25 protein-coding genes are annotated in these 24616 nt (G+C 72.6%); 9 read left to right on the top strand and 16 right to left on the bottom strand.

Annotation, left to right across the window (positions count from 1 at the left end):
- Positions 1-50 precede the first annotated feature (50 nt).
- Positions 51-1070: an NADP-dependent oxidoreductase gene (locus tag LXM90_RS26735; RefSeq protein WP_020092724.1), complete on the top strand. Its 1020-nt coding sequence runs from the start codon at positions 51-53 to the stop codon at positions 1068-1070.
- Positions 1071-1238: 168 nt separating this feature from the next.
- A complete protein-coding gene (gene ssb / locus LXM90_RS26740) occupies positions 1239-1808 on the top strand; it encodes a single-stranded DNA-binding protein (RefSeq protein ID WP_020092725.1) in 570 nt (189 codons plus the stop codon).
- Positions 1809-2001: 193 nt separating this feature from the next.
- Here ssb and LXM90_RS26745 read toward each other — a convergent pair whose 3' ends face one another.
- The 7 genes from LXM90_RS26745 to xth all read right to left on the bottom strand — a co-directional run bounded on the left by LXM90_RS26745 (position 2002) and on the right by xth (position 6973).
- Positions 2002-2469: a hypothetical protein gene (locus tag LXM90_RS26745; protein ID WP_026604858.1), complete on the bottom strand. Its 468-nt coding sequence runs from the start codon at positions 2467-2469 to the stop codon at positions 2002-2004.
- A gap of 201 nt (positions 2470-2670) precedes the next feature.
- Positions 2671-2991, bottom strand: a complete 321-nt coding sequence (locus LXM90_RS26750) for a GCG_CRPN prefix-to-repeats domain-containing protein (RefSeq protein WP_020092727.1) — start codon at positions 2989-2991, stop codon at positions 2671-2673.
- A gap of 139 nt (positions 2992-3130) precedes the next feature.
- Positions 3131-3445, bottom strand: coding sequence for a hypothetical protein (locus tag LXM90_RS26755; protein WP_020092728.1), 315 nt, complete (start codon positions 3443-3445; stop codon positions 3131-3133).
- A gap of 101 nt (positions 3446-3546) precedes the next feature.
- Positions 3547-3813 (bottom strand): hypothetical protein, encoded by a 267-nt coding sequence (locus LXM90_RS26760; RefSeq protein ID WP_020092729.1) that lies wholly within the window; start codon positions 3811-3813, stop codon positions 3547-3549.
- 105 nt (positions 3814-3918) lie between these two features.
- Positions 3919-4701, bottom strand: a complete 783-nt coding sequence (locus LXM90_RS26765) for an SDR family NAD(P)-dependent oxidoreductase (RefSeq protein WP_026604859.1) — start codon at positions 4699-4701, stop codon at positions 3919-3921.
- Between the two features lie 315 nt (positions 4702-5016).
- Positions 5017-5895: an SDR family oxidoreductase gene (locus LXM90_RS26770; RefSeq protein ID WP_234081252.1), complete on the bottom strand. Its 879-nt coding sequence runs from the start codon at positions 5893-5895 to the stop codon at positions 5017-5019.
- A 268-nt stretch (positions 5896-6163) separates the two neighbouring features.
- Positions 6164-6973 (bottom strand): exodeoxyribonuclease III, encoded by an 810-nt coding sequence (xth, locus tag LXM90_RS26775; protein WP_020092733.1) that lies wholly within the window; start codon positions 6971-6973, stop codon positions 6164-6166.
- A 159-nt stretch (positions 6974-7132) separates the two neighbouring features.
- Here xth and LXM90_RS26780 point away from each other — a divergent pair, with 159 nt between their 5' ends.
- Positions 7133-7867: a lysophospholipid acyltransferase family protein gene (locus tag LXM90_RS26780; protein WP_020092734.1), complete on the top strand. Its 735-nt coding sequence runs from the start codon at positions 7133-7135 to the stop codon at positions 7865-7867.
- A 12-nt stretch (positions 7868-7879) separates the two neighbouring features.
- Here LXM90_RS26780 and LXM90_RS26785 read toward each other — a convergent pair whose 3' ends face one another.
- Together LXM90_RS26785 and LXM90_RS26790 are read right to left on the bottom strand one after the other, a co-directional pair.
- Positions 7880-8788 carry a LolA family protein gene (locus LXM90_RS26785; protein WP_020092735.1) on the bottom strand — a complete coding sequence of 303 codons (909 nt, stop codon included), beginning with the start codon at positions 8786-8788 and terminating at the stop codon, positions 7880-7882.
- A gap of 268 nt (positions 8789-9056) precedes the next feature.
- Entirely contained in the window at positions 9057-12383 is a 3327-nt protein-coding gene (locus LXM90_RS26790) for a DNA translocase FtsK (protein WP_020092736.1), read from the bottom strand.
- Positions 12384-12868: 485 nt separating this feature from the next.
- Between LXM90_RS26790 and LXM90_RS26795 the strand changes: the two genes are divergently transcribed.
- From LXM90_RS26795 to LXM90_RS26805, 3 genes are all read left to right on the top strand, one after another.
- Positions 12869-14932 (top strand): NAD(+) synthase, encoded by a 2064-nt coding sequence (locus LXM90_RS26795; RefSeq protein WP_020092737.1) that lies wholly within the window; start codon positions 12869-12871, stop codon positions 14930-14932.
- Between the two features lie 115 nt (positions 14933-15047).
- The gene (locus LXM90_RS26800; RefSeq protein WP_020092738.1) at positions 15048-15278 is read left to right on the top strand and encodes a hypothetical protein; all 231 of its coding nucleotides are present in this window, start codon (positions 15048-15050) and stop codon (positions 15276-15278) included.
- Between the two features lie 272 nt (positions 15279-15550).
- The gene (locus LXM90_RS26805) at positions 15551-15961 is read left to right on the top strand and encodes a PilZ domain-containing protein (protein WP_020092739.1); all 411 of its coding nucleotides are present in this window, start codon (positions 15551-15553) and stop codon (positions 15959-15961) included.
- Positions 15962-15977: 16 nt separating this feature from the next.
- On the opposite strand, the gene LXM90_RS26810 is transcribed toward LXM90_RS26805, so the two are convergent.
- Complete coding sequence (locus LXM90_RS26810) at positions 15978-16415, bottom strand: HIT family protein (protein ID WP_020092740.1); 438 nt, start codon at positions 16413-16415, stop codon at positions 15978-15980.
- A 161-nt stretch (positions 16416-16576) separates the two neighbouring features.
- On the opposite strand from LXM90_RS26810, the gene LXM90_RS26815 reads away from it, so the two are divergent.
- The gene (locus LXM90_RS26815; RefSeq protein WP_020092741.1) at positions 16577-17536 is read left to right on the top strand and encodes a cation diffusion facilitator family transporter; all 960 of its coding nucleotides are present in this window, start codon (positions 16577-16579) and stop codon (positions 17534-17536) included.
- 34 nt (positions 17537-17570) lie between these two features.
- Here LXM90_RS26815 and LXM90_RS26820 read toward each other — a convergent pair whose 3' ends face one another.
- On the bottom strand, positions 17571-18530 hold the full coding sequence (locus tag LXM90_RS26820; RefSeq protein WP_234081254.1) for a LysR family transcriptional regulator: 960 nt from the start codon (positions 18528-18530) through the stop codon (positions 17571-17573).
- Positions 18531-18637: 107 nt separating this feature from the next.
- Here LXM90_RS26820 and LXM90_RS26825 point away from each other — a divergent pair, with 107 nt between their 5' ends.
- Both LXM90_RS26825 and LXM90_RS26830 read left to right on the top strand, forming a co-directional pair.
- A complete protein-coding gene (locus LXM90_RS26825; protein WP_020092743.1) occupies positions 18638-19360 on the top strand; it encodes an SDR family oxidoreductase in 723 nt (240 codons plus the stop codon).
- Positions 19361-19413: 53 nt separating this feature from the next.
- On the top strand, positions 19414-19812 hold the full coding sequence (locus tag LXM90_RS26830) for a nuclear transport factor 2 family protein (RefSeq protein WP_020092744.1): 399 nt from the start codon (positions 19414-19416) through the stop codon (positions 19810-19812).
- Positions 19813-19839: 27 nt separating this feature from the next.
- On the opposite strand, the gene LXM90_RS26835 is transcribed toward LXM90_RS26830, so the two are convergent.
- The 5 genes from LXM90_RS26835 to LXM90_RS26855 form a co-directional block, all read right to left on the bottom strand.
- Positions 19840-20694 carry an SDR family oxidoreductase gene (locus LXM90_RS26835; RefSeq protein ID WP_234081256.1) on the bottom strand — a complete coding sequence of 285 codons (855 nt, stop codon included), beginning with the start codon at positions 20692-20694 and terminating at the stop codon, positions 19840-19842.
- Between the two features lie 10 nt (positions 20695-20704).
- Positions 20705-20884: a DUF1328 domain-containing protein gene (locus tag LXM90_RS26840; protein WP_010685332.1), complete on the bottom strand. Its 180-nt coding sequence runs from the start codon at positions 20882-20884 to the stop codon at positions 20705-20707.
- 136 nt (positions 20885-21020) lie between these two features.
- Complete coding sequence (locus tag LXM90_RS26845; RefSeq protein WP_020092746.1) at positions 21021-22400, bottom strand: chloride channel protein; 1380 nt, start codon at positions 22398-22400, stop codon at positions 21021-21023.
- A 119-nt stretch (positions 22401-22519) separates the two neighbouring features.
- On the bottom strand, positions 22520-22837 hold the full coding sequence (locus LXM90_RS26850; protein ID WP_081636466.1) for a GCG_CRPN prefix-to-repeats domain-containing protein: 318 nt from the start codon (positions 22835-22837) through the stop codon (positions 22520-22522).
- 268 nt (positions 22838-23105) lie between these two features.
- Positions 23106-24494, bottom strand: a complete 1389-nt coding sequence (locus LXM90_RS26855) for a deoxyribodipyrimidine photo-lyase (protein ID WP_020092747.1) — start codon at positions 24492-24494, stop codon at positions 23106-23108.
- Positions 24495-24616 lie beyond the last annotated feature (122 nt).

Genomic DNA, 24616 nt, shown 5'->3' on the forward strand with positions numbered 1-24616 from the left:
CGGGCCCGGCGCCCCAGATCGGGGCGGAAGCCCGTGTCCCGGAGTCCGCCATGACCACCGCCATGAACCGCCGCATCGTCCTGGCCTCGCGCCCGCACGGCGAGCCGCGGCCCGAGAATTTCCGCCTCGAGGAGGTGCCGGTGCCGCAGCCCGGCCCCGGCCAGGTCCTCCTGCGCACCCGCTGGCTGTCGCTGGACCCCTACATGCGCGGCCGGATGAGCGACGCGAAATCCTACGCGGCACCCGTCGAGATCGGCGCGCCGATCACCGCCGAGACGGTGGGCGAGGTGGTCGCCTCCAACCACCCGGATCACGCCGTGGGCGACCTGCTGACGGCCTTCGCGGGCTGGCAGGAGTACTTCGTCACCGACGCCAAGGGCTCGCGCAAGGTCGACCCCGATGCCGCCCCGCCCTCCACGGCGCTGGGCGTGCTCGGGATGCCGGGCATGACCGCCTATACCGGCCTCCTCAACATCGGCCGGCCGAAATTCGGCGAGACCGTCGTGGTGGCCGCCGCCGCCGGCCCCGTGGGCTCCCTGGTCGGCCAGATCGCCAAGATCCACGGCGCCCGCGCCGTCGGGATCGCGGGCGGCCCCGAGAAGTGCCGCTACCTCACCGAGGAGCTCGGCTTCGACGCCGCGATCGACCATCGCGGGTCCGACCTGCCGGGCGCGCTGGCGGCCGCCTGCCCGAAGGGCATCGACGTGTACTTCGAGAATGTCGGCGGCGCGGTCTTCGCCGCCGTGCTGCCGCTGCTCAACCCGTTCGCGCGGATCCCGGTCTGCGGCCTCGTCTCCGCCTACAACGCCACCGAGGTGCCCCCCGGCCCGGACCGCCTGCCCAGCCTGATGCGCGCGGTCCTGACCAACCGGCTGCACATCCAGGGCTTCATCGTCTGGGACTTCGCCGAGCAGGCGGACACATTCCGCAAGGAGGTCGCCGGCTGGATCCAGGACGGGCGCGTCCGCTACCGCGAGGACGTGGTCGAGGGGCTGGAGAACGCCGCCGAGGCGTTCATCGGCCTGTTGAAAGGTCGGAATTTCGGCAAGCTCGTCGTCCGCGTCGCCTGAGAGCGGCTTGCTGCCCAAACGGAACAGATATAGAACAAATCGATCCGTCGGCGCTGCGGAAAGCGGGCACAAGCCCGCCCCGCCGGTTGCCGCTCCGGAGGCCCGGGCGCATGGTTCGCGCGCCGCCGGGCAGATGCCCTGTGAGATCCGTACGACTAGGAGAGAGCGATGGCGGGCAGCGTCAACAAGGTGATTCTGGTGGGCAATCTCGGGCGCGATCCCGAGATGCGCCGCCTCGGTTCGGGCGACCCGGTCTGCAACCTCCGGCTCGCGACGTCGGAGTCGTGGAAGGACAAGGCGACCGGCGAGCGCAAGGAGAAGACCGAGTGGCACTCGGTCGTGATCTACAACGACAACCTCGCCCGGGTGGCCGAGCAGTACCTGCGCAAGGGCTCGAAGGTCTACATCGAGGGCCAGCTCCAGACCCGGAAGTGGACCGACAATTCCGGCGTCGAGAAGTACACGACCGAGGTGGTGCTCCAGCGCTTCCGCGGCGAGATGACGATCCTCGACGGGCGCGGCGGCGGCGGCGGCGACTTCGCCGGCGAGGACGAGGGCGGCGGCCAGATCAGCCGTGGCGGCGACTTCGGCGGTGGTCGGGGTGGTGATCGCGGCGGCGATTTCGGCGGCGGTCGGGCCCAGGGCGGCGAGCGGCGTCCGGCCCCGGCCTCCTCGGGTGGCGGCGGTGGCGGTGGCAGCCGCGGCGGCTACGACCTCGACGACGACATCCCCTTCTAGGACCGCCCACGATCCGGAGGCCCTGTACCGTCACCCGGGTCGGCCTGCCCGACCCGGGTGACGCGGACATCTGGGCTGCGTCAGCGCAGCCGTTTCAAGGCAGCATCCCGGGACCGCGCGGCGGTGCCCGGGATCCAGATCCGCCGGCGTACGTCTCGGGCCGCCCGCCTTCGGCGCCCCGGAGCGCCGCCGCTCAACCCTTGAGCTGCCGGTTGCAGGCCGAGTAGTAGCCGCCGCCCTTCTCGATCCACTTCATGCCGCCCAGCGTGCCGGCAGCCTTCGCGGCGTTGTAGCTGTCGAGGCAGGTGTGCATCCGGGCCTTGCCGGCCGATTCCTTGGCGTATTTCGGATCGACGGCGCGGGGGAACGTGGCCGACGCCGCGGCGGCGGACGTCGTCCCGGCGCGCGGGGCGGCCGGCGGCGCGGCCGGAGCTGTCGTCGCGGTCGGCGAGACAGGGTTCGGCGCGGTCGTCGGGGCGTTGTCGGCCGCCGCACCGCACTCGGCCTTGCGGAAGTCGTTCCACTTCTGGCCGTTGAGCGTGCCGGCCTGCTTGGCGGCCTGATACTTGACCGAGCAATCCTTCGCGGAGAGCGCGGAAGCCGGCGCGGCGCCGGCCACCAGGCCGGCGATCATCAGGGATGCAAATACATAGCGACTCATGACGAAGAATCTCCGGGACACTATGTTGCGTCCCGAAAGAGATTAATACGGCTCTATGCCGTCGTGAATATGGGTTTGTCCGTTCCAGGGGACAACGCGATGGCCGAGCACTGACCCGGCACCGGCCGGCCGCGGATCCGGATCGCGCGCGGCGGGCCGAGCTCTGGACGCGGCGACCCGAACTCGGGTCGCCGACGCGGATCACCAGCCGCCGTAGGACCGGCGCGGGCCCTCGTAGCCGCCATAGCCGCCATAGCCGCCGTAACCGCGGTCGTAGCCGCCGTAGCCGGGCCGGCCGCCGTAGGGTCCCCGCGGTCCGCCCCAGCCCCAGCCGCGATCGTTCGGCCGGCAATGGCCCCAGGGATTGGGATGGAAGCCCGGACCGCAGCCTCCGGCCACGCGCTCGATCACCGATCCGGCATCGGGCGGCCCGTAGCCGAACGGCGCCGCGTTGGCCGTCGTGGCGGTCGCGAGAGCCGCGGCGGCCACCGCGACGAGGCCGATCACCTTGGCGCGCATCATGACACGATCTCCTGAACCTGCGGCCCGGACGCGCCGGGCCGATGACAGGAGGATGCGCCGGCCGCTGTGAACCCGGACAGGCTCGGGCATTCATCGAGCCGACACTCTCGGCCGGCCGGGCCTCCGCGCGGCGGGTCGGTCAGGCGGCCTGGAGCTGGATCGGCGCCGGTGCGGGCGCCCGCGAGCGCGCGAAGAGGTCGGCGCCGACCGTCACGCCCGCAGCCCTGACCAGCGTGGCCTCGTCGCAGGAGCGCGCGACCTTCAGGCCGAGCGCCTCGAGCCGCGCGTGCTCGGCGCAGTAGGCGGCGATCCGGGCGCGGCCGTAGGCCGGCATCGGCGCGAGCAGCCGGTCGCGCTCCGCGTCGTCGGCGCGGAACAGGGCCGAGATCAGCTCGATCGGAACCGGATACCGCGCCAGGGCGCTCGGGTGGGGTCGGTTGCCGTCGCGCGCCATGGGTGCCTCTCCGCTTCGCTGTGCGGTGGAAGGTTCGGCAACCATAGTTAACGATCAGTTGTGATCGCGGCGGGAGCCTCGGTGAGCCGCCCCGCGGCGCCTCAGCGGCGGGGCGGGCTCACCCAGGTTCCGCCGGCGGCGCGATCCGACTCCGGCGCCGCGAACGGGGGTCGCGCGTCCGCCCAGCGGGCGACCGGGCCCGCGGCCGGCGCGATCGAGCCCGTCGTCTCGGGGTCGGTCCAGACGGGGGCGCCCGCGGCGACCAGCGCGGGTGACGCGGACGGATCCGGCAGGTTCCGCTCGTAGCCGGCGACGACCGCCGCGAGGGCGATCGCCACGAGGACGAACGCTAGACCGTCGACGATCATGGAGCCGAGTCTCGGCATGGTGCCCGCGCCTGTTGACCAAGCCTCCGGGCTACGGCGGCAGGGTTAACGAACCCTGTCCGAACCCGGCGGATCGGGCCGACGCGTTCAGATGTTGCGCGCGCCGCGCAGCGTCTTCAGGCCGATTCCCGTCGACTCGAAGCCGCCGTCGACGGCGAGCTGCTGACCGGTGATGTAGGAGGCGCGCTCCGAGCAGAGGAACACGATCGCCTCCGCGAGCTCCGTCTCCAGCCCGTAACGGCCGAGCGGGACGGCGTCGTGGTAATCCGCCCGGATCTCGGGGCTGTGCACCGCCTTGGCCATCGCGGTGTCCACCGGACCGGGAGCGACGGCGTTCACGCGGATCCCGTACTGCGCCAGCTCGGCGGCCTGCTGCTTGGTGAGCTGCGCGAGGCCCGCCTTGCTGGTGCCGTAGGCGGTGCGGAGCGTCGAGGCGCGCAGGCCCGAGATCGAGGTGATGTTCACGATGGCGCCGCCGCGCTCGGACAGGAGCGGGACGGCCGCCTGCGTGCACAGGAACGGGCCGGACAGGTTGACGGCGAGCACCCGCGACCAGTCGGCGAAGGTGGTCTCGGTCAGCGGCTTGAAGATCGCGATGCCGGCATTGTTGACCAGGGCGTCGAGGCGGCCGAACCGGTCGGCGACCTGCTGGATCGCCGCCGCCACCGCCTCGGGGTCGGAGACGTCGGCCGTCACCGCGAGCGTGGCTTCCGGACGGCCGAGCCGCTCGGCCGCCGCCGCCGCGCCCGGGCCGTCGATGTCGAGAAGGGCGACGTTCCAGCCGTCGGCGAGGAAGCGGGTCGCGGTGGCGAGGCCGATGCCGCGGGCGGCCCCCGTCACCAGCGCGGTCCGGGCCTGGGCGTCGCTCATGGTCGTCTCCGTCGGGATCGGCGGCGCCCGGATGGCGCGGGTCAGCGTTCGGGTCCGCGGCGGTGCCATCACCGCGCGCCGGACCCGGGCGGCCTTCCGGGCCGTCCCGCCGTTGTGAACCGATCCGCCCTCAACGTCTGATGGATCGCGCGCGCGCCGTCGAGGGTCTGCCCGAACATCCGCCCGGCGATGACCCGCGTCAGCGAAGCGGCCCGGGAGCGCCACGCCCGGCGGATGTCCCGCGGGTCCGGGGCACGTCGCAGCGCTCGGGACGACGGCGTGGTGCCGCCGCAAAGAGCGGCGACGGGTGCGGGATTAGAGCATCGGCATGCCGCCGGTGACCGGCACCAGCGCCCCGGACATGAAGCTGCCCTCGCGGGAGGCGAGCAGCACGTAGGCCGGGGCCAGCTCCGCGGGCTGGCCGGCGCGGCCGAGCGGCGTCTGCGCACCGAGCTGCTCCATCTGCTCCGGGCTCTTCACGATCGGCTGGATCGGCGTCCAGACCGGCCCGGGGGCGACGCAGTTCACCCGGATGCCCTGCGGCGCCAGCAGGTTCGACAGGCCGATGGTCAGGCTCGCGATCGCGCCCTTGGTGGCGGCGTAGATCAGCATGTTCGGCCCGGCGACCTTGGCCTGCACGCTGGTGCTGTTCACGATCGCGCCGCCCGGCTTCATGTGCGGCACCGCCGCCTGGGCGAGGTAGTACATGGCGAAGACGTTGGCGCGGAACGAGCCCTCGATGTCGGACGCCGCCAGATCGTCGAGGCCCTCGTTCACCACCTGGGCGGCGGCGTTGTTCACGAGGATGTCGAGGCGCCCGAAGGCCGCGACGGTGCGCGCCACGAGATCTCGGCACCGGGCCTCGTCGCGGATGTCGCCGGGGAGCAGCAGGCAGCGGCGGCCGGCCTTCTCGACCCAGGCCTTCGTGTCCTCGGCATCCTCCTGCTCGACCTCGAGATAGGAGATCGCCACGTCGGCGCCCTCGCGGGCGTAGGCGATGGCCACCGCCCGGCCGATGCCGGAATCGCCGCCGGTGATCAGCGCCGCCTGACCCGTCAGCAGGCCTTTGCCGACGTAGCTCTCCTCGCCGTGGTCGGGGCGCGGCGTCATCTTCGTGGTGAGGCCCGGGCGGGTCTGCTGCTGGTCGCGGGGGAAGGGCGGCCGGGGGCCGGCCTCGCGCGGGTCCTGGGTCATCGGGTGCGGCTCCTCGGCTTGGGACCCGCAGGATCTAGGGCCGTCGCCGCGGCCACCGCCTGCGCCCGGGGGTCACAGGCGGTGGCCGCGACCGGGCCGTCTCAGAAGGCCCGGTTGCGGTTGGCGTGCGGGCCGCCGTAGCGGCGGCGCAGGTAGGACACGACCTTGGGAAGCAGGAAAGCGATCAGGATCTTGCGCATCGGGGCTCGCTCGCGTCACGGGTTCGTGAGCGGGCAATGCTCGGACCGCGCCGCAGTTCCGCGCCCGGTCACAGCTCCAGCGTGAGGGTCACCGGGGCGTGGTCGGAGGGGCGCTCCCAGGCGCGGGCCTCGCGCAGCACCTCGACCTTGCGGACGGTCCCGGCGAGGTCGGGCGACACCCAGGCATGGTCGAGGCGCCGCCCCTTGTTGGCGGCCGACCAGTCGGGGGAGCGGTAGCTCCACCACGTGTAGATCTTCTCCGGCTCCGGGGTGAGGTGGCGCGCCGCGTCGATCCAGCCCGCCTCCCCGCGCAGCACCTCCAGCGCCTCGGTCTCCACCGGCGTGTGGCTGACCACGTCGAGGAGCTGCTTGTGCGACCAGACGTCGTGCTCCAGGGGCGCGACGTTGAGGTCGCCCACGAGGATCGCCGGCCCGGAGATGCGCCTGCCGCCCCAGGCGCGCAGTTCGGACAGGAAGTCGAGCTTGTGGGCGAATTTCGGGTTCAGGTCGCGGTCCGGCACGTCGCCGCCGGCCGGGACGTAGAAATCGTGCAGCACGATGCCCGAGGCCGCCCCGGCCTCCGGCCCCAGCACCGCCGAGATGTGGCGGGCGTCCTGACGCTCGCAGAAGCCCATCACGGCGCGGGTGTGCAGGGGGAAGCGGGAGAGGATCGCGACGCCGTTGTAGCCCTTCTGGCCGGCGAACATCACGTGCTCGTAGCCCGAACCGCGCAGGGCCTTCAGCGGGAAGGCGTCGTCCGGGCACTTGGTCTCCTGCAGGCAGAGCACGTCCGGCCTGTGCTCGGCGAGGAAGCGCAGCACGAGGTCGATGCGCAGGCGCACCGAGTTGATGTTCCAGGTGGTGACGGTGAATTGCACGGGCGGCGCTGGGGTTCTGACGGCGTTGCGCTCCGATAGCCGATTTCGCGGCCCGCGACAGTCCGCTCACCGCCCGCCCGGCGAAAGGCCGTGCGCGCCCGGCCGGCAGGCGCTATGTCCGGGCCCTGCCCTGTCCCGGGCCCCTCGTCGAGGCCCGTCATGGCGCACGCCCGCTCGCTCCTGTTCGCCGTCTACTGGGCCGCCTGGACGACCCTGTTCCTCGCGCCGCTGGCGATCTTCCTCCTGTCCGGATCGCCGCAGCGGCCGATCCGCCGGGCGACGCGGCTCTGGGCGCGCGGGATCCTGGGCGGGCTCAGGCGCATCGTGGGGCTGCGCTACGTCGAGGAGGGCCGCCAGCACCTGCCGGACGAGCCCTGCCTGATCGTCGCCAACCACCAGTCGACATGGGAGACGCTGGCCTTCCTGGTCCTGGTGCCGGACGTGGCGATCGTCGCGAAGCGGGAGCTGCTGGCGATCCCGGTGGTCGGCTGGTTCCTCCGACGCTCGCCGATGATCGTCATTGACCGGGCCAAGGGCACCCAGGCCCTGCGCACCATGATCGACGGCGGTCGGGAGGCGGTCGCGGCGGGGCGGTCGGTCCTGATCTTCCCCGAGGGTACCCGCGGCGCGATCGGCGAGCCGCTCCGCTTCAAGCGCGGCGTCGAGTTGCTCTACGGCCGTCTCGGCCTGCCGGTGGTGCCGGTGGCGCTCAATTCCGGCCTGTTCTGGCCCGGGGGCGCGGCGACCCGGTCCGGCACGGTGGTGGTGAGCTACCTCGCGGCCCTGGCCCCCGGCCTGTCGACCGCGGAGTTCCTGCACGGGACGGAGGGCGCGATCGATCGGGAGTTGAACCGGTGGCGGCCGGGCGCCGCGGCCGGGCTCGGCGCCCCCTGAGGGGCGACCCCGTCACTTCTGCGATTGCTGGATCTGCTGCTGCATCGCCTTGTCCTCGGACCGTCCGTAATTGATGAAGAACAGGCTGCCGTCGACACTCTTGCCCTTCTGCAGGTTCGAGAGCGTCACCGTGGTGACGTAGCCCTGCGGGTCGGTGATCCGCCACTGCGACAGGGTCTTCATCTCGGCGTCGAAGAACAGCTGGATCTTCGAGGTGCCGCCGAGGGTGGCGCGGTCCTCCAGGCTGATGCGGACGCTGCCTGGATCGCTCGCCACGTCGGTGACGGTGAGGTCGCGGGCGAGGTCGATCTTCTCGCGCAGGAGGAATTTCAGCGGCGTCTGGGCGATGAAGTAGAGGTCCTGGGTGTTCAGCTTGCGGTCGCGCACCGCCACCGAGGTCCCGTCGGCGACCACCTCCAGCGGCGAGGGCTGGTCGTAGTCGAAGCGCAGGCGGCCGGGCTTGACGAGCGTCAGCTTGCCGCCGATCCGGCGGCCGTCGGCGCCGATCTGCACGAAATTGCCCGTCAGGGTGTTGATGCCGTTGAAGTAGGCGTTGGCCTGCGCCAGCAGCGCGGCGGGATCGGCCGAGTCGGCCGTGACGATCGCCGTCGGCGCGCCCACCGCCGCGACCTTCGGCTCGGGCGCCTTGTGGTCCGCCTTATCGGCGGCCTTGTCGCCGCCCTTGCCGGACTTGGCCGTGCCGGGCTTCGTCTCCTTGCTCGCCTCCTTGGCCTTGGGCGCGGCCTTCTTGGCCGGCGCAGGGGCCGCCGGGGCGGCCTCCGGCTGCGGGGCGGGCTCCTCCTTGTGGCCGAACAGGCTGTCGATGAAGGCGCCGACCTGCGCGTGGGCCGGGTTGGCTGTCGCGAGCCACAGCCCGGCGGCGATCACGGAGCCGGCTGTGCGGGTGCGGCGGCCGATCATCGGCAGAGTCTCCTGAGGAGCCGCGGGCAAGCTCCGGCGGCGAAACAGAGGTGGGCGGGCCGCTGCGGACGCCTTGCCGTCCCCTCGTCTTCGCGAGCGGAGCGAGGCAATCCAGGTGCGCCACGATACCGGAGGTAGCGCTACTCTGGGTTGCTTCGCTCCGCTCGCAGAGACGGGGCGGGTTTCGCAGCCCCCTTTTTAGAACCTCGCCCTGTGGCGAAGATGCGACGTCCGGGCCGCCCCGTGGCGAGGCGGCCCTGACAGCGTCTCACTCGTCGTCGTACATCCCGGCCGAGCTGTGCGTCGCCCCGGCGACCAGGATCTCGCGCTTGCCGGCGTGGTTGGCCGGGCCGACGATGCCCTCGATCTCCATCCGCTCCATGATGGAGGCGGCGCGGTTGTAGCCGATCTGCAGGCGGCGCTGGATGTAACTCGTCGACGCCTTCTGGTCGCGCAGCACCACCTCGATCGCCTGCTTGTAGAGGTCGTCGGAGTCGCCGCCGCTCGCCGCCGCGAAGGCGCCGATGTCGAAGACGGGGGCCTCTTCCTCGGGCTCGTCGGACCGCTCGGCCTTGTCGGCCGCGGCCGCCTTGCCCCGGCCGGACCGGCCGCCCTCCTTGGCGGGCTCCTCGGGCGAATCGTCGGCGGTGACGGCGTCGAGGTAGCTGGGGCGGCCCTGGCGCTTGAGGTGGGCGACCACGCTCTCGACCTCGCTGTCCGAGCAGAACGGCCCGTGCACCCGCGTCGTGCGCCCGCCCCCGGCCATGAACAGCATGTCGCCCTGGCCCAGAAGCTGCTCGGCGCCCATCTCGCCCAGGATCGTGCGGCTGTCGATCTTGCTCGTCACCTGGAAGCTGATCCGGGTCGGGAAGTTCGCCTTGATCGTCCCGGTGATCACGTCCACCGACGGGCGCTGGGTCGCCATGATCAGGTGGATGCCCGCCGCCCGCGCCATCTGCGCCAGGCGCTGGATCGCTCCCTCGATGTCCTTGCCGGCCACCATCATCAGGTCGGCCATCTCGTCGACCACGATCACGATGTACGGCAGCGGCGCCAGGTCCATCGCCTCGTCCTCGTACACCGCCTCGCCGGTGTGGCGGTCGAAGCCGGTCTGGATTGTGCGCGTGATGGTCTCGCCCCGGTCGCGGGCCTCCTTCATGCGGGCGTTGTAGCCGTCGATGTTCCGGACGGCGATCTTGGCCATCTTCTTGTAGCGCTCTTCCATCTCGCGCACGGCCCACTTGAGGGCGATGACCGCCTTCTTGGGGTCGATGACGACCGGGGAGAGCAGGTGCGGGATGCCGTCGTAGACCGACAGCTCCAGCATCTTCGGATCGACCATGATCAGGCGGCACTCCTCGGGCTTCAGCCGGTAGAGCAGGCTGAGGATCATGGTGTTGATCGCCACCGACTTGCCCGAGCCGGTGGTGCCGGCGACCAGGAGGTGCGGCATGCGCGCGAGGTCGGCGATGATCGGCTCGCCGCCGATGTTCTTGCCCAGGCACAGCGCCAGCTTGTGCTTGCTCTCGGCGAAGTCGGCCGACGAGAGCAGCTCGCGCAGGAACACGGTCTCGCGGGTCTCGTTCGGCAACTCGATGCCGATAACGTTCCGGCCGGGCACGACCGCGACGCGGGCCGAGACCGCCGACATCGACCGGGCGATGTCGTCCGACAGGCCGATCACGCGGCTGGACTTGGTGCCGGGGGCGGGCTCGAGCTCGTAGAGGGTGACGACCGGGCCCGGCCGCACCGCCAGGATGTCGCCGCGCACGCCGAAATCCTGGACCGTCTGCTGCAGGTTGAGGGCGTTCTGCTCCAGCACGTCGGCGTCGACCTCCTCGCTGCCGCCGGGGGCCGGCAGGGCGAGCAGTTCGAGGGACGGCAGCTCGTAATCGGCGTTCTCGATCGGCGCGATCTCGAGGTGGCGGCCGGCCGGGATCAGGTGTGCCCGCGGCGCCACCAGGGGGACCGACGCCGGCGCGGGGGCCGGCAGGGTCGCGACCTCGATCGCCTCGACGGCAGCGGCGACCGGCTCGGCCTCGACCCCGATCTCCGCCTCGATCTCCGTCTCGACCGGCTCCGGCTGCGGCGCCAGCTTGCCGCGGAGCAGGACCGGGCGCGGCGTCATCGGGATCACAACGCGCTCGGCCTCGGCGCGCGCGGCGACCGGCGCGGCAACGACCGGGGCGGGACCGGCTTCGGGCACGGCCGGGGGTGCTGGCGGGACGGCGGTCGGCTGGCCAGCCGCGCGGATCGCCGCCCGGGCCGCCATGGCGCTGAGAGCCGGCGCGCGGCGGGGCGCCTCGGACGCGGGGGCGGCCGGAGGCTCCGCCGCGGCGCTGCCGGGGCCGAAGACCAGCGACAGGCCGGACGCGGCCGGCGGCGCGACGGGCGGCAGGAAGGCGCTCCGGATCGAGGCGGCCTCGTCCATCCGCTGGCCGGTCTCCGTCCCGTTATCCTGCCCGTCGGCGGGACGCGGCGGCTGGTCGAACCGGACGAGCCGGTCGAGCACGTAGACCGGCCGCGGCGGCAGCGACCGCAGGTGCGAGATATCGAGGGGCATGGAGACGAAGCGCTCGTCGGACGCCGCCGGCGCCGAGACGGCGGCCGGGGTCGGCGCGACCTCGGCGGGCTGCGCCTCCAGGGCCGACCAGGCATCGACGGACGACCAGTCGGCGCCGTCGAACCAGGGCTGGACCTCGGACCAGTCCGGCAGGTCCGACCAGTCGCGGGCCGGGGCCTCGGCGACCGTCTCGACCGGCGCGGCGGCGACCAACGCGGCCGCGACCGGGGCGATCGCCGCCGTGGAGGCGGCCAGCTCGACCGCGGGCCGGACCGGGCGGCGGTCCGGCGTGCGGAAGAAGCGGACGCCCGGCGGCGCGACGAAGGGCTGGCGCCACAGCGGCACCGGCTCCGCGTCCGGCGCGGCGGCTTCGGGCAGGGCCGGCACGGCTGCGGCGCGCTCGGCCGCCTCGGCCGAGATCCGCGCGCGCTCGACCCGCTCCTGCTCGGCCTCTTCGCGGGCGGCCCGCTCGGTCTCCAGGGCGAGGGCAGCGGCCTGCGCCTCGGCACGGGCGCGCTCCAGGGCGACGCGCTCGGCCTCGAGGGCGCGCTGGCGGCGCTCCTGCAGAACCGAATCGGGGGTGCGGGTGTAGCGCACCGCCGAGGGCGCGGCCGGCGCCGGCGCGGCGGCCGGCGTCGCGACGTGGTCGGTCACTTGGTGGGCCACATGGCCGGCCGCATGGCCCGCGAGCGGAGCCGCGGCCGGCGCGTAGTCGGGGGCGATGGCGGCGGGGCGGCGCGGCTGGCGCACCAGCACGCCCGGCGACGAGGCGCTGCGGTCGATCCGGCTCTCGAAGATCGGGGCGTCCAGGGCGTCGAGGCTCGCCCGGTCGTCGAAGACCTGGGCCGGCCAGTGCGGCTCGGGTGCCGCGGCGCGCGGGGCGCGCTCGGAGCCCTCGCGGCCGACCATCGCGCCCGGCGGGGTGAGCCAGCTCGGCTCGGCCCGGCGCCCGGGCGCGCCGTAGGACGGACGGGCGGGCAGGCCCGCGGGAGAGCCGGAGAGGCGGCGGGTGAGGCTCGCGCGGAGCGCCATCAGCCGGTGCGCCAGGGCTCCCAGGGAGAGGCCCGAGCGGTCGCCGCCGCGGACAGGGCGGGCGGGGTCACGGTGGGAGTACGGAGGCCGTCCCGATGCGCGCATGGGTTCTCAGACGATACTCGAAACAGGGATCCGCCGACGCGCGGCGGCTGTTCCTGAGTTAGGCCATTCGTCGTTAATGGAGGCTTGCCGCCGGTCGCGGTGCGGAAACCATGCGGGACGATCGGCCCGGCGCTCCGGCCGGCCCCCGCATCGCCGCGACCGTGCCGTGACCGCCGCCGGGGGCCGTTTCGACCACGAAATTTCGAGGTAACGACGCCCCATGGACTGGAAATCGCGATCTGGGCCCCGTCCCGATCCGCCGCAGCGCAGTCTCTCGCGATGACGTCGGGAACCGGCCAGGGCGCGAACAGACTCCGCGCTGCCCCCCGCCCGCGTCCGCTATAGTAACCCGCAGCCACCCCTCACCCGGACAGGTGCCCGTGTCTCCAGCCACCTCCGAATCGCCGGCGCGCTTCCGCTCCCTCTACCGCCACGGCTTCGCCCGGGTCGCGGCCTGCACCGGCCGGAGCCATCCGGCCGAGCCCGAGCGCAACGCCGACGTCGTCCTCGACCTCGCCCGGACCTGCCACGATTCGGGCGCGGTGCTGGCGGTCTTCACCGAGCTCGGCCTCTCGGCCTACGCGATCGAGGACCTGCTGCTCCAGCAGACCCTGCTCGACGCGGTCGAGGCCGCGGCCGCCCGCGTGATCGCCGACTCGGCCCGTCTCCGGCCGCTGCTGATCGTCGGCGCGCCCCTGCGCTGGCGGCACCGCGTCTACAATTGCGCGCTCGCCATCCAGGGCGGCCGCCTGCTCGGCGTCGTCCCGAAGACCTTCCTGCCGAACTACCGGGAGTTCTACGAGAAGCGCCACTTCGCCTCCGGCGCCGGGATCGTCGGCGAGACCGTCCGGGTCGCCGGTCAGGACGCGCCGTTCGGCACCGACCTGCTGTTCCCGGCCGAGGACCTGCCGGGCCTCGTGGTCGGGGTGGAGATCTGCGAGGACCTGTGGGTGCCCGAGCCCCCCGGCATGCGCGCCGCGCTCGCCGGCGCCACCGTGCTGGCGAACCTCTCGGGCAGCCCGATCACGGTGGGCCGCGCCGAGTCGCGGGCGCTCCTGTCCCGGGCGGCCTCGATGCGGGGCGCCTGCGCGTATGTCTACGCGGCGGCCGGCCAGGGCGAATCGACCACCGACCTGTCCTGGGACGGCCAGACCAGCGTCGACGAGCTCGGCGTGCGCCTCGCCGAGGGCGAGCGCTTCCCCGAGAAGCCGGTGACGACGCTGGCCGACATCGACCTCGACCTGATCGCCCAGGAGCGCCTGCAGGCGGGCAGCTTCGACGACGACGCGCGCGGCCGCGCCCTGCCCTATCGCCGGGTGCCGTTCCGGCTCAACCCGCCCGAGGCCGATCTCGGCCTGATCCGGCGGATCGAGCGGTTCCCGTTCGTGCCGGCCGACCCGTCGCGCCTCGCGCAGGATTGCTACGAGGCCTACAACATCCAGGTCGCCGGCCTCGCCAAGCGCCTGGAGGCCACCGGCACCCGGAAGGCCGTCATCGGCGTCTCGGGCGGCCTCGATTCGACCCACGCGCTGATCGTGATCGCCAAGGCCTTCGACCGCCTGGGATACCCGCGCTCGGACATCCTGGCCTACACGCTGCCGGGGTTCGCCACCTCGAACGCCACCAAGACCAACGCCCACGCGCTCATGAAGGCGCTGGGCTGCACGGCCGCCGAGATCGACATCCGCCCGGCCGCCAAGCAGATGCTCGCCGACATGGACCACCCCTTCGCCAAGGGCGAGGCGGTCTACGACGTGACCTTCGAGAACGTGCAGGCGGGCCTGCGCACCGACTACCTGTTCCGGCTCGCCAACCACGCCGGCGGCATCGTGGTCGGCACCGGCGACCTCTCGGAGCTGGCGCTCGGCTGGTGCACCTACGGCGTCGGCGACCAGATGAGCCACTACGCGGTCAATGCCGGCGTGCCGAAGACGCTGATCCAGCACCTGATCCGCTGGGTGATCGGCAACGGCGAGGTCGGCCCGGACGAGGCGCGCACGCTCCAGGCGATCCTCGACACCGAGATCTCCCCCGAGCTGGTGCCGGTCGACCAGGACGACAGCCCGCAGAGCACCGAGGGGACGATCGGCCCCTACGCGCTGCAGGATTTCAACCTGTTCTACACGCTCCGGTACGGGTTCCGGCCCTCGAAGATCGCCTTCCTGGCGCTGCACGCCTGGGGCGACCGGGAGCGCGGCACCTGGGCGCCCGACTTCCCGGAGACCAAGCGGGTCGCCTACGACCTCCCGGAGATCCGCCGCTGGCTCGGGGTGTTCCTGAGCCGCTACTTCGGCTTCAGCCAGTTCAAGCGCTCGGCGCTCCCGAACGGGCCGAAGGTCTCGGCGGGGGGCTCCCTGTCGCCCCGGGGCGACTGGCGCGCGCCCTCCGACGGGTCGGCGCGGATCTGGATCGACGAGTTGAACCGAAACGTCCCTGAAACTTGACCGTCACAAACTCGACCGATTGTGCCATTATGAGCACGGTCAAGCCGATTCTTCGCAATGCGAAATCTTGTATTGGGAAAATTGGCTTCGAGGGCGGCCAGGCGGAGGACTTCGGATGCGAAGCTACAACCTGTTCCAGCTCAAAGGCGAGGAGGGCCTCTGCTGCGCGGTGCCGGAGGCCAGCACGGTCCCGCCCTTCATCGGCGCGGGTCGCTGGACCTTCGGCGGCAAGCTGGGCGACGGCGGCCGGCAGCCCCTCGACTTCGACGGGCGGGCCGCCGACACCGCGGTGCGCTTCAACGGCTTCTACCTGTTCCAGACCGTGGACCGGCGCTTTATCGCCTGAGCGGGCCCCGTCCGTCACGGCGAGCAGGCCGGCGTCGGGACGATCGGCGCGGCGCTGCCGGGTCGCCGCTCCGGCCACGGAACGACGAACCGAAGTCGTCGCGGGTAAATTGGACCGGCCCGGGGCGCGGACTCGCTCTTCCGGAGCCTTGGCGGCAGCACGTTACCGGTATCGAGCCCTATAGCGGGCCTCGACTCGGCGATCGCGACCAAGATTCCTTAAGGGCTCGCGTGCAGGTTTCGCGGAACCGTCAGCTGTCCGGAGCCGCCCGCATGTCGGAGCATCGCAGAGAGGCGCGCCAGAGGGTCTTCCTCAAGGGCCGCATCGTCTTCAACAACGGGTCGTCGAGCCTCGACTGCCTGGTGCGCGACATGTCCCCCACCGGCGCGCGCCTCGTGATGAGCGAGGCCACCACGCTTCCGGACGCGTTCGATCTCTACATCCCGCAGAAGGACCGGACCTACCGGGCCACCCTGCGCTGGCGCCGGGAGGACGGAATCGGCGTGACCTTCGAGGCGCCGGCCCGGGCCGGCACCGCGCCCGCTTCGCCCGATCCGGCCGCGACGGACGCCTCCGTGACCCTGCTGCTGAAGCGCATCAGCGAGCTCGAGACCGAGAACGCCGCCCTGCGCCGGCTGCTCGCCAGCATGGCCCAGTCGGGCGACTCGGCGAGCGCGGCCTGATCCTCAGGCCTGGGCGTCAGGCCTGAGCCTCGAGCGCCGCGCGGATGCGGGCGGCGTGCTCGGCGAGGACCCCGCTATCGGCCATCCCGCCCTCGTGGCGCTTCAGCGGCACGCCCTCGCGCCGCGGGATGACGTGGACGTGCAGGTGGAAGACGGTCTGGCCGCCGGCCGGCTCGTTGAACTGGAACACGGTCAGACCCTCGGCCCGGAACGCCGCCTTCACGGCGCGGGCGACCTTCTGGACGCTCGCCATCAGGGCGCCGAGCGAGTCCGGGTCGGCGTCGAGCAGGCCCCGGGCCGGCGCCTTCGGGATCACCAGCGTGTGGCCCTCGCCCTGGGGCATCACGTCCATGAAGGCCAGGGTGTGGGCGTCCTCGTAGACGCGGTGGCAGGGGATCTCGCCCCGCAGGATCTTGGCGAAGATGTTGTCGGGATCGTAGCGGGCGTCGGCCATGCTGCCTCCGGGACTCCTTGAGCGGCCGCAGGTTGCACGGGGCACCGGCCCGCGTCCACACGGGAACAACCTGCGCGCCGCGACGCTTGCATCGCCGCGGCGGCGGCGCCGTGCCGGGGTCCGAGAGCCCGGTGTCCCCCAGACCGCGCAGGGAGTTCCGGATGGCGCACGAGAGCACGGGAGCGATCTACGCGGCGGCGGGCGCCAACCTCGCCATCGCGGCGGCGAAGTTCGTGGGCGGGGCGCTGACCGGCTCGACCGCCATGCTCGCCGAGGGCGTGCACTCGGTGGTCGACACGGCGAACCAGGTGCTGCTCCTCGTCGGCATGAAGCGGGCCGAGCGCCCGGCCGACGCCCGCCACCCGTTCGGCTACGGCCGCGAGATCTACTTCTACGCCTTCGTGGTCGCGCTGATGATCTTCCTCGGCGGCGGACTGTTCGCCGTCTACGAGGGGATCGAGCGGGTCCGCCATCCCGAGCCGGACGTCGATGCCGAGCTGTTCGGCTACCGCCTGCCCGGCCTCTGGGTGAACGTCGCGATCCTGGGCTTCGCCATCGCGGCGGAGGGTACGTCGTTCTTCGTTGCGATGCGCCAGTTCTGGGCCGAGAAGGGCAAGCACTCGGCCGTGCGGGCGATCCGGCGCAGCAAGGATCCGACCCTGTTCACCGTGCTCGCGGAGGACACCGCCGCCCTGATCGGCCTCCTGATCGCGCTCGCCGGCGTGGCCCTGTCACACCTCCTGGAGATGCCGAGCCTCGACGGCTGGGCGTCGGTCGGCATCGGCCTCGTGCTCATCGGCATGGCGGCGTTCCTGATGGTCGAGACCCACGGCCTGCTGATCGGCGAGGCGGCCGATCCCGAGGTCGTGGCGGCGATCGCGGAGCTGGTCCGCGGCGAGCCGGGCGTGGTCCACGTCAACGAGGTGCTGACCCAGCACCTCGGCCCGTCCGACATCCTGGTCAATCTCAGCATCGACATGACCGACGATCTCAGCGCCGGCGAGGTCGAGAGCCTCGTCACGCGCCTCGACCGGGCGCTGAAGGCGCGCAGCCCCGACGTGACCCGGGTCTTCATCGAGATCCAGCAGCAGGGCGACCACAAGGTCCGGGCGGCGGCCTGAGGGGTGCCGCCTCGCCGGCGCGCACGGACCTCTGTCAGGCGGCCGCACCGGGCGTCGGGGCCGGCGCGAGCACGCCGTCCCAGGGGACAGGCGACGGGAAGACCTCGTCGAGGAAAGCGAGGAACGCCCGCACGTTCGGGCTGCCGCGCCGGCTCTCCGGCCAGAGCGCCGTGAAGGCCGAGCGCTCGACCGCGAAGTCCTGCAGGATCGGGATGAGCGCGCCCCGCCCGACATGCGGTGCGGCGATGTAGGTCGGCGAGATGCCGATACCGCCACCGGCCACCAGCACCGCCGTCACCGCGTCGCTGAAATCCGCGACGATGCCGGTATCCGGCGTGATCTCGACCCTGCGGCCGCCCACGTGGAACGGCCAGCGCGGGGCCTGCCCCGTGCTCTGGAAGCGGAAGTTCACGCAGTCGTGGTGGACCAGATCGTCTGGATGCCGCGGCGTGCCGCGCCGCGTTAGATAGGCCGGGGCCGCGAAGGCGCAGACCCGGTGCGGCGCGAGGCGGCGCGAGACCAGCCGGGAATCCGCGAGGTCGCCGACCCGGATCGCGACGTCGATGCCCTCCTCGATCAGGTCCACGAAGCGGTCGCTCAGGCGCAGGTCGACCGACAGCTTCGGATGGCGCGCGCGGAAGCGCGGCAGGGCCGGCGCGAGCAGGTGGACGCCGACCGGGATCGACGCCGCCACCTTCAGGGTGCCGGCGGGCTCGGAGCGTGCCGCGACCGCCGCCTGCTCGATCGCCTCGGCCTCGCGGAGGAGCCGCAGCGCGCGCTCCTGCAGGTCGCGCCCCTCCGGCGTCAGGGTCAGCGAGCGGGTGGTCCGGGTGAAGAGGCTCACGCCGAGCCGCGCCTCCAGCCGCTGCACGCTCTTGCTCACCGCCGAGGGCGAGATGCCGAGGGAGCGGGCGGCCGCCGAGTAGCTGCCGAGGGAGGCGGAGCGGGCGAAGGCGACGATGCCCGTGAGCCGGTCGAGGCCGATCTGTTCCATGACGGCACGACTGAAGCGAAGAGCGGACCGATTATCAAGGAGGGGTCGCTGGCCCAATCTCCCGTCCATCGGCGCCGCGCTGGCGACGACCGGCCAGGTTTCCCGCCATGAGCAGCACCCTTCAGGATCGCACCGTCGTGGTCTTCGGTGGCACCTCGGGCATAGGCCTCGCGGCCGCCCGCCAGGCCAGGGCGGCGGGCGCGGAGGTCGTCGTCATCGGCCGCCAAGCGGCGGGCGCCGAGCGCGCCGCGGCGGAGAACGGCTTCGCCGGCTGGCGCGCCGCCGACGTGACGCGGCCCGAGACGATCGCGACCGCTCTGGCCGACATCCCCCGCGTCGACCACCTCGCGCTGCTGGCCGGGACCTTCGTGGCCGGCAGGGTCCTCGAGGCCGAGGTCGAGCACCTCGCGCGGGCCTTCGACGAGCGAATCTGGGCTGCCATTCATGCCCTGCGCGCCCTCGGCGGCCGGCTCGCCGGGGACGGCTCGGTCACCCTCATCTCCGGCGCCCTGGCGGACCGCCCGAGCGCGCAGGGGACCGCCGTGCTGGCGGCGGCGTCGGCCGCGATGGAGGCCTTCGCCCGCGGCCTCGCGCTCGAACTGGCACCGGTGCGGGTGAACGCGCTCTCGCCCGGCACCACCGACACCCCGCTCCTGGCCCGCACACTCGGCGCCCACCGCGACGCCTACGTGGCCGGGCTGACCGAGAGGCTGCCGCAGAGACGCCTCGGCACCGCCGAGGAGGCCGGTGCCGCCGTCGTCTTCCTGATGTGCAACGGCTTCATGAACGGCGAGACCCTGCACATCGACGGCGGCGGCCGCCTGATATGAGCCGCCGGCCGCCGCGCGGCACGCCCGACAACCCCCTTCGAAGGAGACGCGCGATGTCCGACGGCACGGAGGCCGCGCCGGCGGCAGAGCCCGACTACGACCGGCTGCTGCGCGCCAATCTCGCGCGGATCTTCAACGCGCGGGACGCCGGCGCGCGGGCGGCCGCCCTGGCCGAGCTCTACGTGGCCGAGCCGACCCTGTTCGAGCCGGACAACGTCGTGCGCGGGCGGGCCGCGATCGCCGCGGTCGCCGGGGCGCTCCTGGACCGGTTCGGGCCGACCTTCCGCTTCGTGCCCGTCGGCACGGCCGCCGGACACCACGGCGTGGGATCGCTGCGCTGGGAAGCCGGTCCGGCGGGCGGCCCGGTCGCGGTCACCGGGACGGACGTTGCCGAGATCGTGGACGGCAGGATCGCGCGACTCTGGGTGCTGCTCGACCCGCCGCCCCCCTGAGACCGCCGCCACCGAACGCTCCGATCTTCAGTCGCTCCGGCCCACCTGCCGGAGGCTCAGCGCCCAGAGCCGCTCCTGGACGGCCTCGTCGCGGCTCTCGGCCGAGGAGACCTTCGGCCGACCGTGGGAGAAGTATCGGCCCGTGACCCCGTCCAGGCCCGGGTCGCTGGCCACGTGGAGGGAGGTCCGCGCGCCCTTCTCGGGCGTGATCAGCAACGGCCGCATCAGCGCCCAGGCCGCGCCGAGCAGGCCGCCGGTGTTCTTGGCGAAGCCGGTATTGACCACCCCCGGATGGACGGCGTTCGCCGTGATGCCGCTGTCGCGCAGGCGCCGGGCGAGCGCGTAGGTGAACAGCACGTTGGCGAGCTTGGCCTGGGCATACGCGCCCATCGACCGGTAGCGCCGGGCGCCCTCGACGTCGTCGAAGTCGATGTGCCCCCGGTAATGGGCCGCCGATGCGACGTTGACGATCCGCGGCTTCCCGCCCGCCGCCGCCGCGTCCTTCAGCGTGTCGAGGAGTTCGAGGGTCAGGAGCACGTAGCCCAGATGGTCGAGCGCCCAGGTCCGCTCGATCCCGTCGACGGTCAGCGTGCGCCGGTCGAAGATCGCGCCGGCATTGTTCACCAGCACGTCGAGGCGCGGATAGGCCGCCCGCAGGATCCCGGCGAGCCGGCGGATCTCGGCCTGCGCGGACAGGTCCGCGCGGTGCGGCTCCACGGCGGCGCAGGGCACCGCGGCGCGGATCCTGTCGGCACAGGCCTGCAGCTTCCCGCTGTCCCGGCCGACCATGGCGACCCGCGCGCCGAGGCGCGCGAGACCGAGGGCCGTCTCGTAGCCGATGCCGCCGGTCGCCCCGGTGACGAGGCAGACCGCGCCGCGCACCGCGCCGGCCTCAGAACACCGCCTGGCCGACCGCGAAGGCAATGACCACGATCACGATGGCGATGAGCAGGAACAGGCCGAACAGGATTCGGGCCAGCGAGCCGGCGCCGGAGGCGATGCCGGTGAAGCCGAGACCGCCGGCGATCAGCGAGATCACGAAGCAGATGAGGGCCCATTTCAGAAGGGTCATGGCGTCACTCCGGCTGCGCCCCGGCGCGGGGCCTGATGCTGCTGCCTCAACCGACGCCAAGCGAGACTGTTCCGCGGATTCCGGACCGGTCCGCTTTTATTCTTACCCGCGTCCGGCCGCTCGGTCGGGGACGCGGTCAGCCGGTCTTCGCCACGGGCTGCGCCGGCACGTCGGCCCGTTCCAGCATGATCTCCGCCAGCGTGTGGTAGAGGCCGCCGCGGCAGATCGCCTTCGAGGCCGCGTCGGCCAGGAGCGCCGCGACCATCAGGGGGATCACCATCGCGTGGTTCTGGGTCATCTCGGTGACGATGACGAAGCTGGTGATCGGCGCCTGCAGCACGCCCGTCAGGTAGGCCACCATCCCGATCAGCACGACGGCGCCGACGGGCATGCCCGGCAGGAATCCGTGGACCGTGCCGCCGAGGCCGGCCCCGACCGCCAGGGACGGCGCGAACAGGCCGCCCGGGATACCGCTGATCGAGCTGAGCACGGTGGCGGCGAATTTCAGGGGCGCGTAGGTCCAGCCGGCCGTCGCGTCGCCGTGGAGGATGGCCTTGGCCTCCTCGTAGCCGGTCCCGTAGGCGGCGCCCCCGGAGGCGAGGCCGCACAGGGCGACGCACAGCCCGCAGGCCGCCGCGAAGATCACGGGCCGCTTCCGGATCATCCGTCCGGCCGCGCCCGGCAGGCCGCGGGCGAACAGGATGACGAGGCGGCTGAACAGGCCGCCCGCGAGGCCGCCGACCACGGCGATCAGCGGCACGATCCAGCTGGCCGCCAGCGGCAGGGCGGCGTCGGTCGTCCCGAAATAGGTATAGTTGCCGAGGAGCCCGAGCGAGGTCAGGCCCGCGGCCACGATCCCGGCCACGATCAGGCCGGAGGAGCGCGCCTCGTAGGCGCGTCCCAGCTCCTCGATGCCGAACACGATGCCGGCGAGGGGCGTGTTGAAGGCCGCAGCGACCCCGGCCGCGCCGCCCGCGAGGAGCAGCCCGGGCAGGCGCTCCGGGGTCAGGCGGCCGAAGGCGGCCATGATCGCGGCGCCGACCTGCACGGTCGGCCCCTCGCGGCCCGCGGAGGCGCCGCAGAACAGGCCCAGGAACAGGACCAGCACCTTGCCGAAGGCCACGCGCGGCGAGATCAGCGAGTAGCGGAAGCCGGTATCCCGGGCGTGGCGGGCGGCGATCACCTGCGGGATGCCCGAGCCCTGCGAGTTCGGGAAGACCGTGAGGGCGAGCAGCGCCGCGAGGGCGAAGCCCGCGGGCGTCAGCACCAGGGCGATGAGCGGCGACGGCGCGGTGAGCCGCCGGAACCCGTCCTGCGCGAGGTCGGCGCCCTTGGCCATCAGCACGGCGGCGAGGCCCACGCCGATGCCGCCCACGAGGAAGAGCAGCCGCCCGCGCCAGAGCGGATAGGCCTCCATCGAGGCCGACCGCAGGCGCATGATCGAGCGGCGGTAGCGCGACCGTTGCGGGGGCGGAGCATCCGTCGTGTCCCGCACCTCGTCCCGCTTCTCGACCATGAAAGAGCACCTCGTCCGCGCAGTGAGAGCGGACGCTATAGCGCAATGGTCAAGGAAAGGCCCCCTGCGCGGGACGGCCGAGGGCCGGCACCGGCGTGCCGGCCCCGCCGCTCAACCGATCACCACCTGTGGTGCCAGGCGGCCCGATGCCAGCCGCCGTGATGGTGCCAGCCCCAGGGGCGATGCCAGCCCGCGTGGCGCCAGCCCCACCGATGGTGCCAGCCCCAGGGACGGCCCCAGGGACGGCCCCAGCCGTAGGCCACCGGCCGGGCGTAGTAGACCGGGCGGTACGCGTAGGGGCGCCAGTTCGGCTTGCACCAGCCTGACCAGCCCCGGTGGAAGCCCGGGCCGCAGCCCTGGGCAGCCTCCGCCGTACCGGCCGTGGCGGCCAAGGTTCCGAGCGCGAGGAGTGCTGCGCCTGCCAGCTTCATCCGCATCGTCGTCCTCCGTTCAGTTTCGAGCAGCGCGATGATCCGGCCCCGGTCCGACCGAGTTGTCGCCGGATCATGTCCGGCCGTCCGCGACGGGCCGGAAGTGGGCTCGAAACATCCGAGGCCGGGGAAGCGTTTCTTCACGAACCTGTGCGCGCGAGACGACTGAGCCTCCGCGGAGACAAGCGTCGCAATACGCTGCCGCCCGGTCCGGTCATCGTGCGACGATTGCGAGGATACCGAAGCGCCCCAGCGGCCGCGCGGCCGTCCCGCCTCAGCCCTCGGCGGCGCAGAGCTTCTCCACCGCCCGCACATACGCCTTGGCGTCGAACTTCTTGAGCGAGTTCTCGCTCTGATAGCGGACCGTGCCGAAGATCTCGCGCCTCTGCCAGGGCCGGTCGTGCAGGCCGTACACCCAGGCGACGTTGGTGAAGGAGTTCGGATCGCGCCCGTCGAGGAAGTAGCGGTTGTTCAGGCGGAGCGTCCGCGCGAAGCCCTCCTCGGGCGACGGGGACCATTCGAGGATCTTCTTGCCCCAGTACATCCGCAGCTGGTTGTGCATGTAGCCGGTCTCGCGCATCTCGCGCATCGCGGCGTTCCAGTAGCGGTCGTGGGTCTCGCCGGCGGCGAGCTGCGCCTCCGAGTAGGCGTGGGGGCGCTCGTCCTTCGCGTGCTCGGCCAGGGTCTTGCGCGCCCAGTCCGGCACGGCCCTGTCGTAGGCGTCGTAGCCCTCCGTGTAGAAGACGTGGTTCATGGCGAGCTCGCGCCGGACGATCAGCTCCTCCAGGTAGGCGCCGCGGTCGTCGGCATCGCCGACCTTGGCCTCCCGCACCGCCAGGGCGATCTCCACCGGCGAGATCTGCCCGAAATGCAGGTAGGGGCTCATGTGCGAGGCGGCGGCCGCCTCCGGCATGTTGCGCCCCGCGCCGTAGCCCGAGAACCCGTCCTTCAGGAACGCCTTCAGGCGCTTGCGGGCCTGCGTCTCGCCGCCCGTGAAGCGCTTCACCGGGCCGACCTCCCGGTCGAGGGTCATCCCGGCGAGCACCGCCTCCGGATCGGAGACGTCGATCGCGCTCTTCAGCGTCAGGCGATCGGCCGCGCACTTCACCCGGCGGGGTTTCAGCGCCGCGAGGAACGGGTCCCACAGCCGGTTCAGCTTCGGCCTCAGCGTCCGGGCGGCGTACTCGTGCTTCGGCGAGGCCGTCTCGACGGGCACGACGACGTCGCCCTCGACCTGGACGATCCGCGTCTTCACCGACTTGGCGATCTCCCGGTACCAGCCCTTCTGGATCGCGAGGTAGCCGCGGTCGAGCACGAGGAGCGCGGCGTCCTCGGCGAGGGCGATGGCGATCTTGGCGGGCGAGCACTTGCGCATGACGAAGCCGATCCCGCGCTTCTCCAGGCCTGCCTTCGCGTCCGCGAGACCCTGGAGCAGGAAGGCGTAATGCCGGGCATTGGCCTCGGGAAAGCCGCTCGCGCCGTCCAGCAGGCCGAAGCAGGCGACGACCGGCAGATCGAGGCGGTTTCCCTCCTCGATGGCGAGTTCGAGAGCGGGATTGAACGTCGCCCGGTTGGCCTGCTGCAGGAGATACAGGACGTAGGCGCCGTCTTCGCGCGGCTCGACATCGTTGAGGATCCGGATCCGTTCGCCCTGGATCGCCATGCTCACCTGCTCCTTGCTTGGCGCGCCGCGCCGGAACCTTGGCCGGAGAAGGTAGAGCGGGCGGGATTTTCGTCCGTCCGGACCGGACGGATGAAAAGCCGCAGTCGAGGCGACGGGCCGAA

The organism is Methylobacterium oryzae, from assembly GCF_021398735.1.
Lineage (GTDB): Bacteria > Pseudomonadota > Alphaproteobacteria > Rhizobiales > Beijerinckiaceae > Methylobacterium.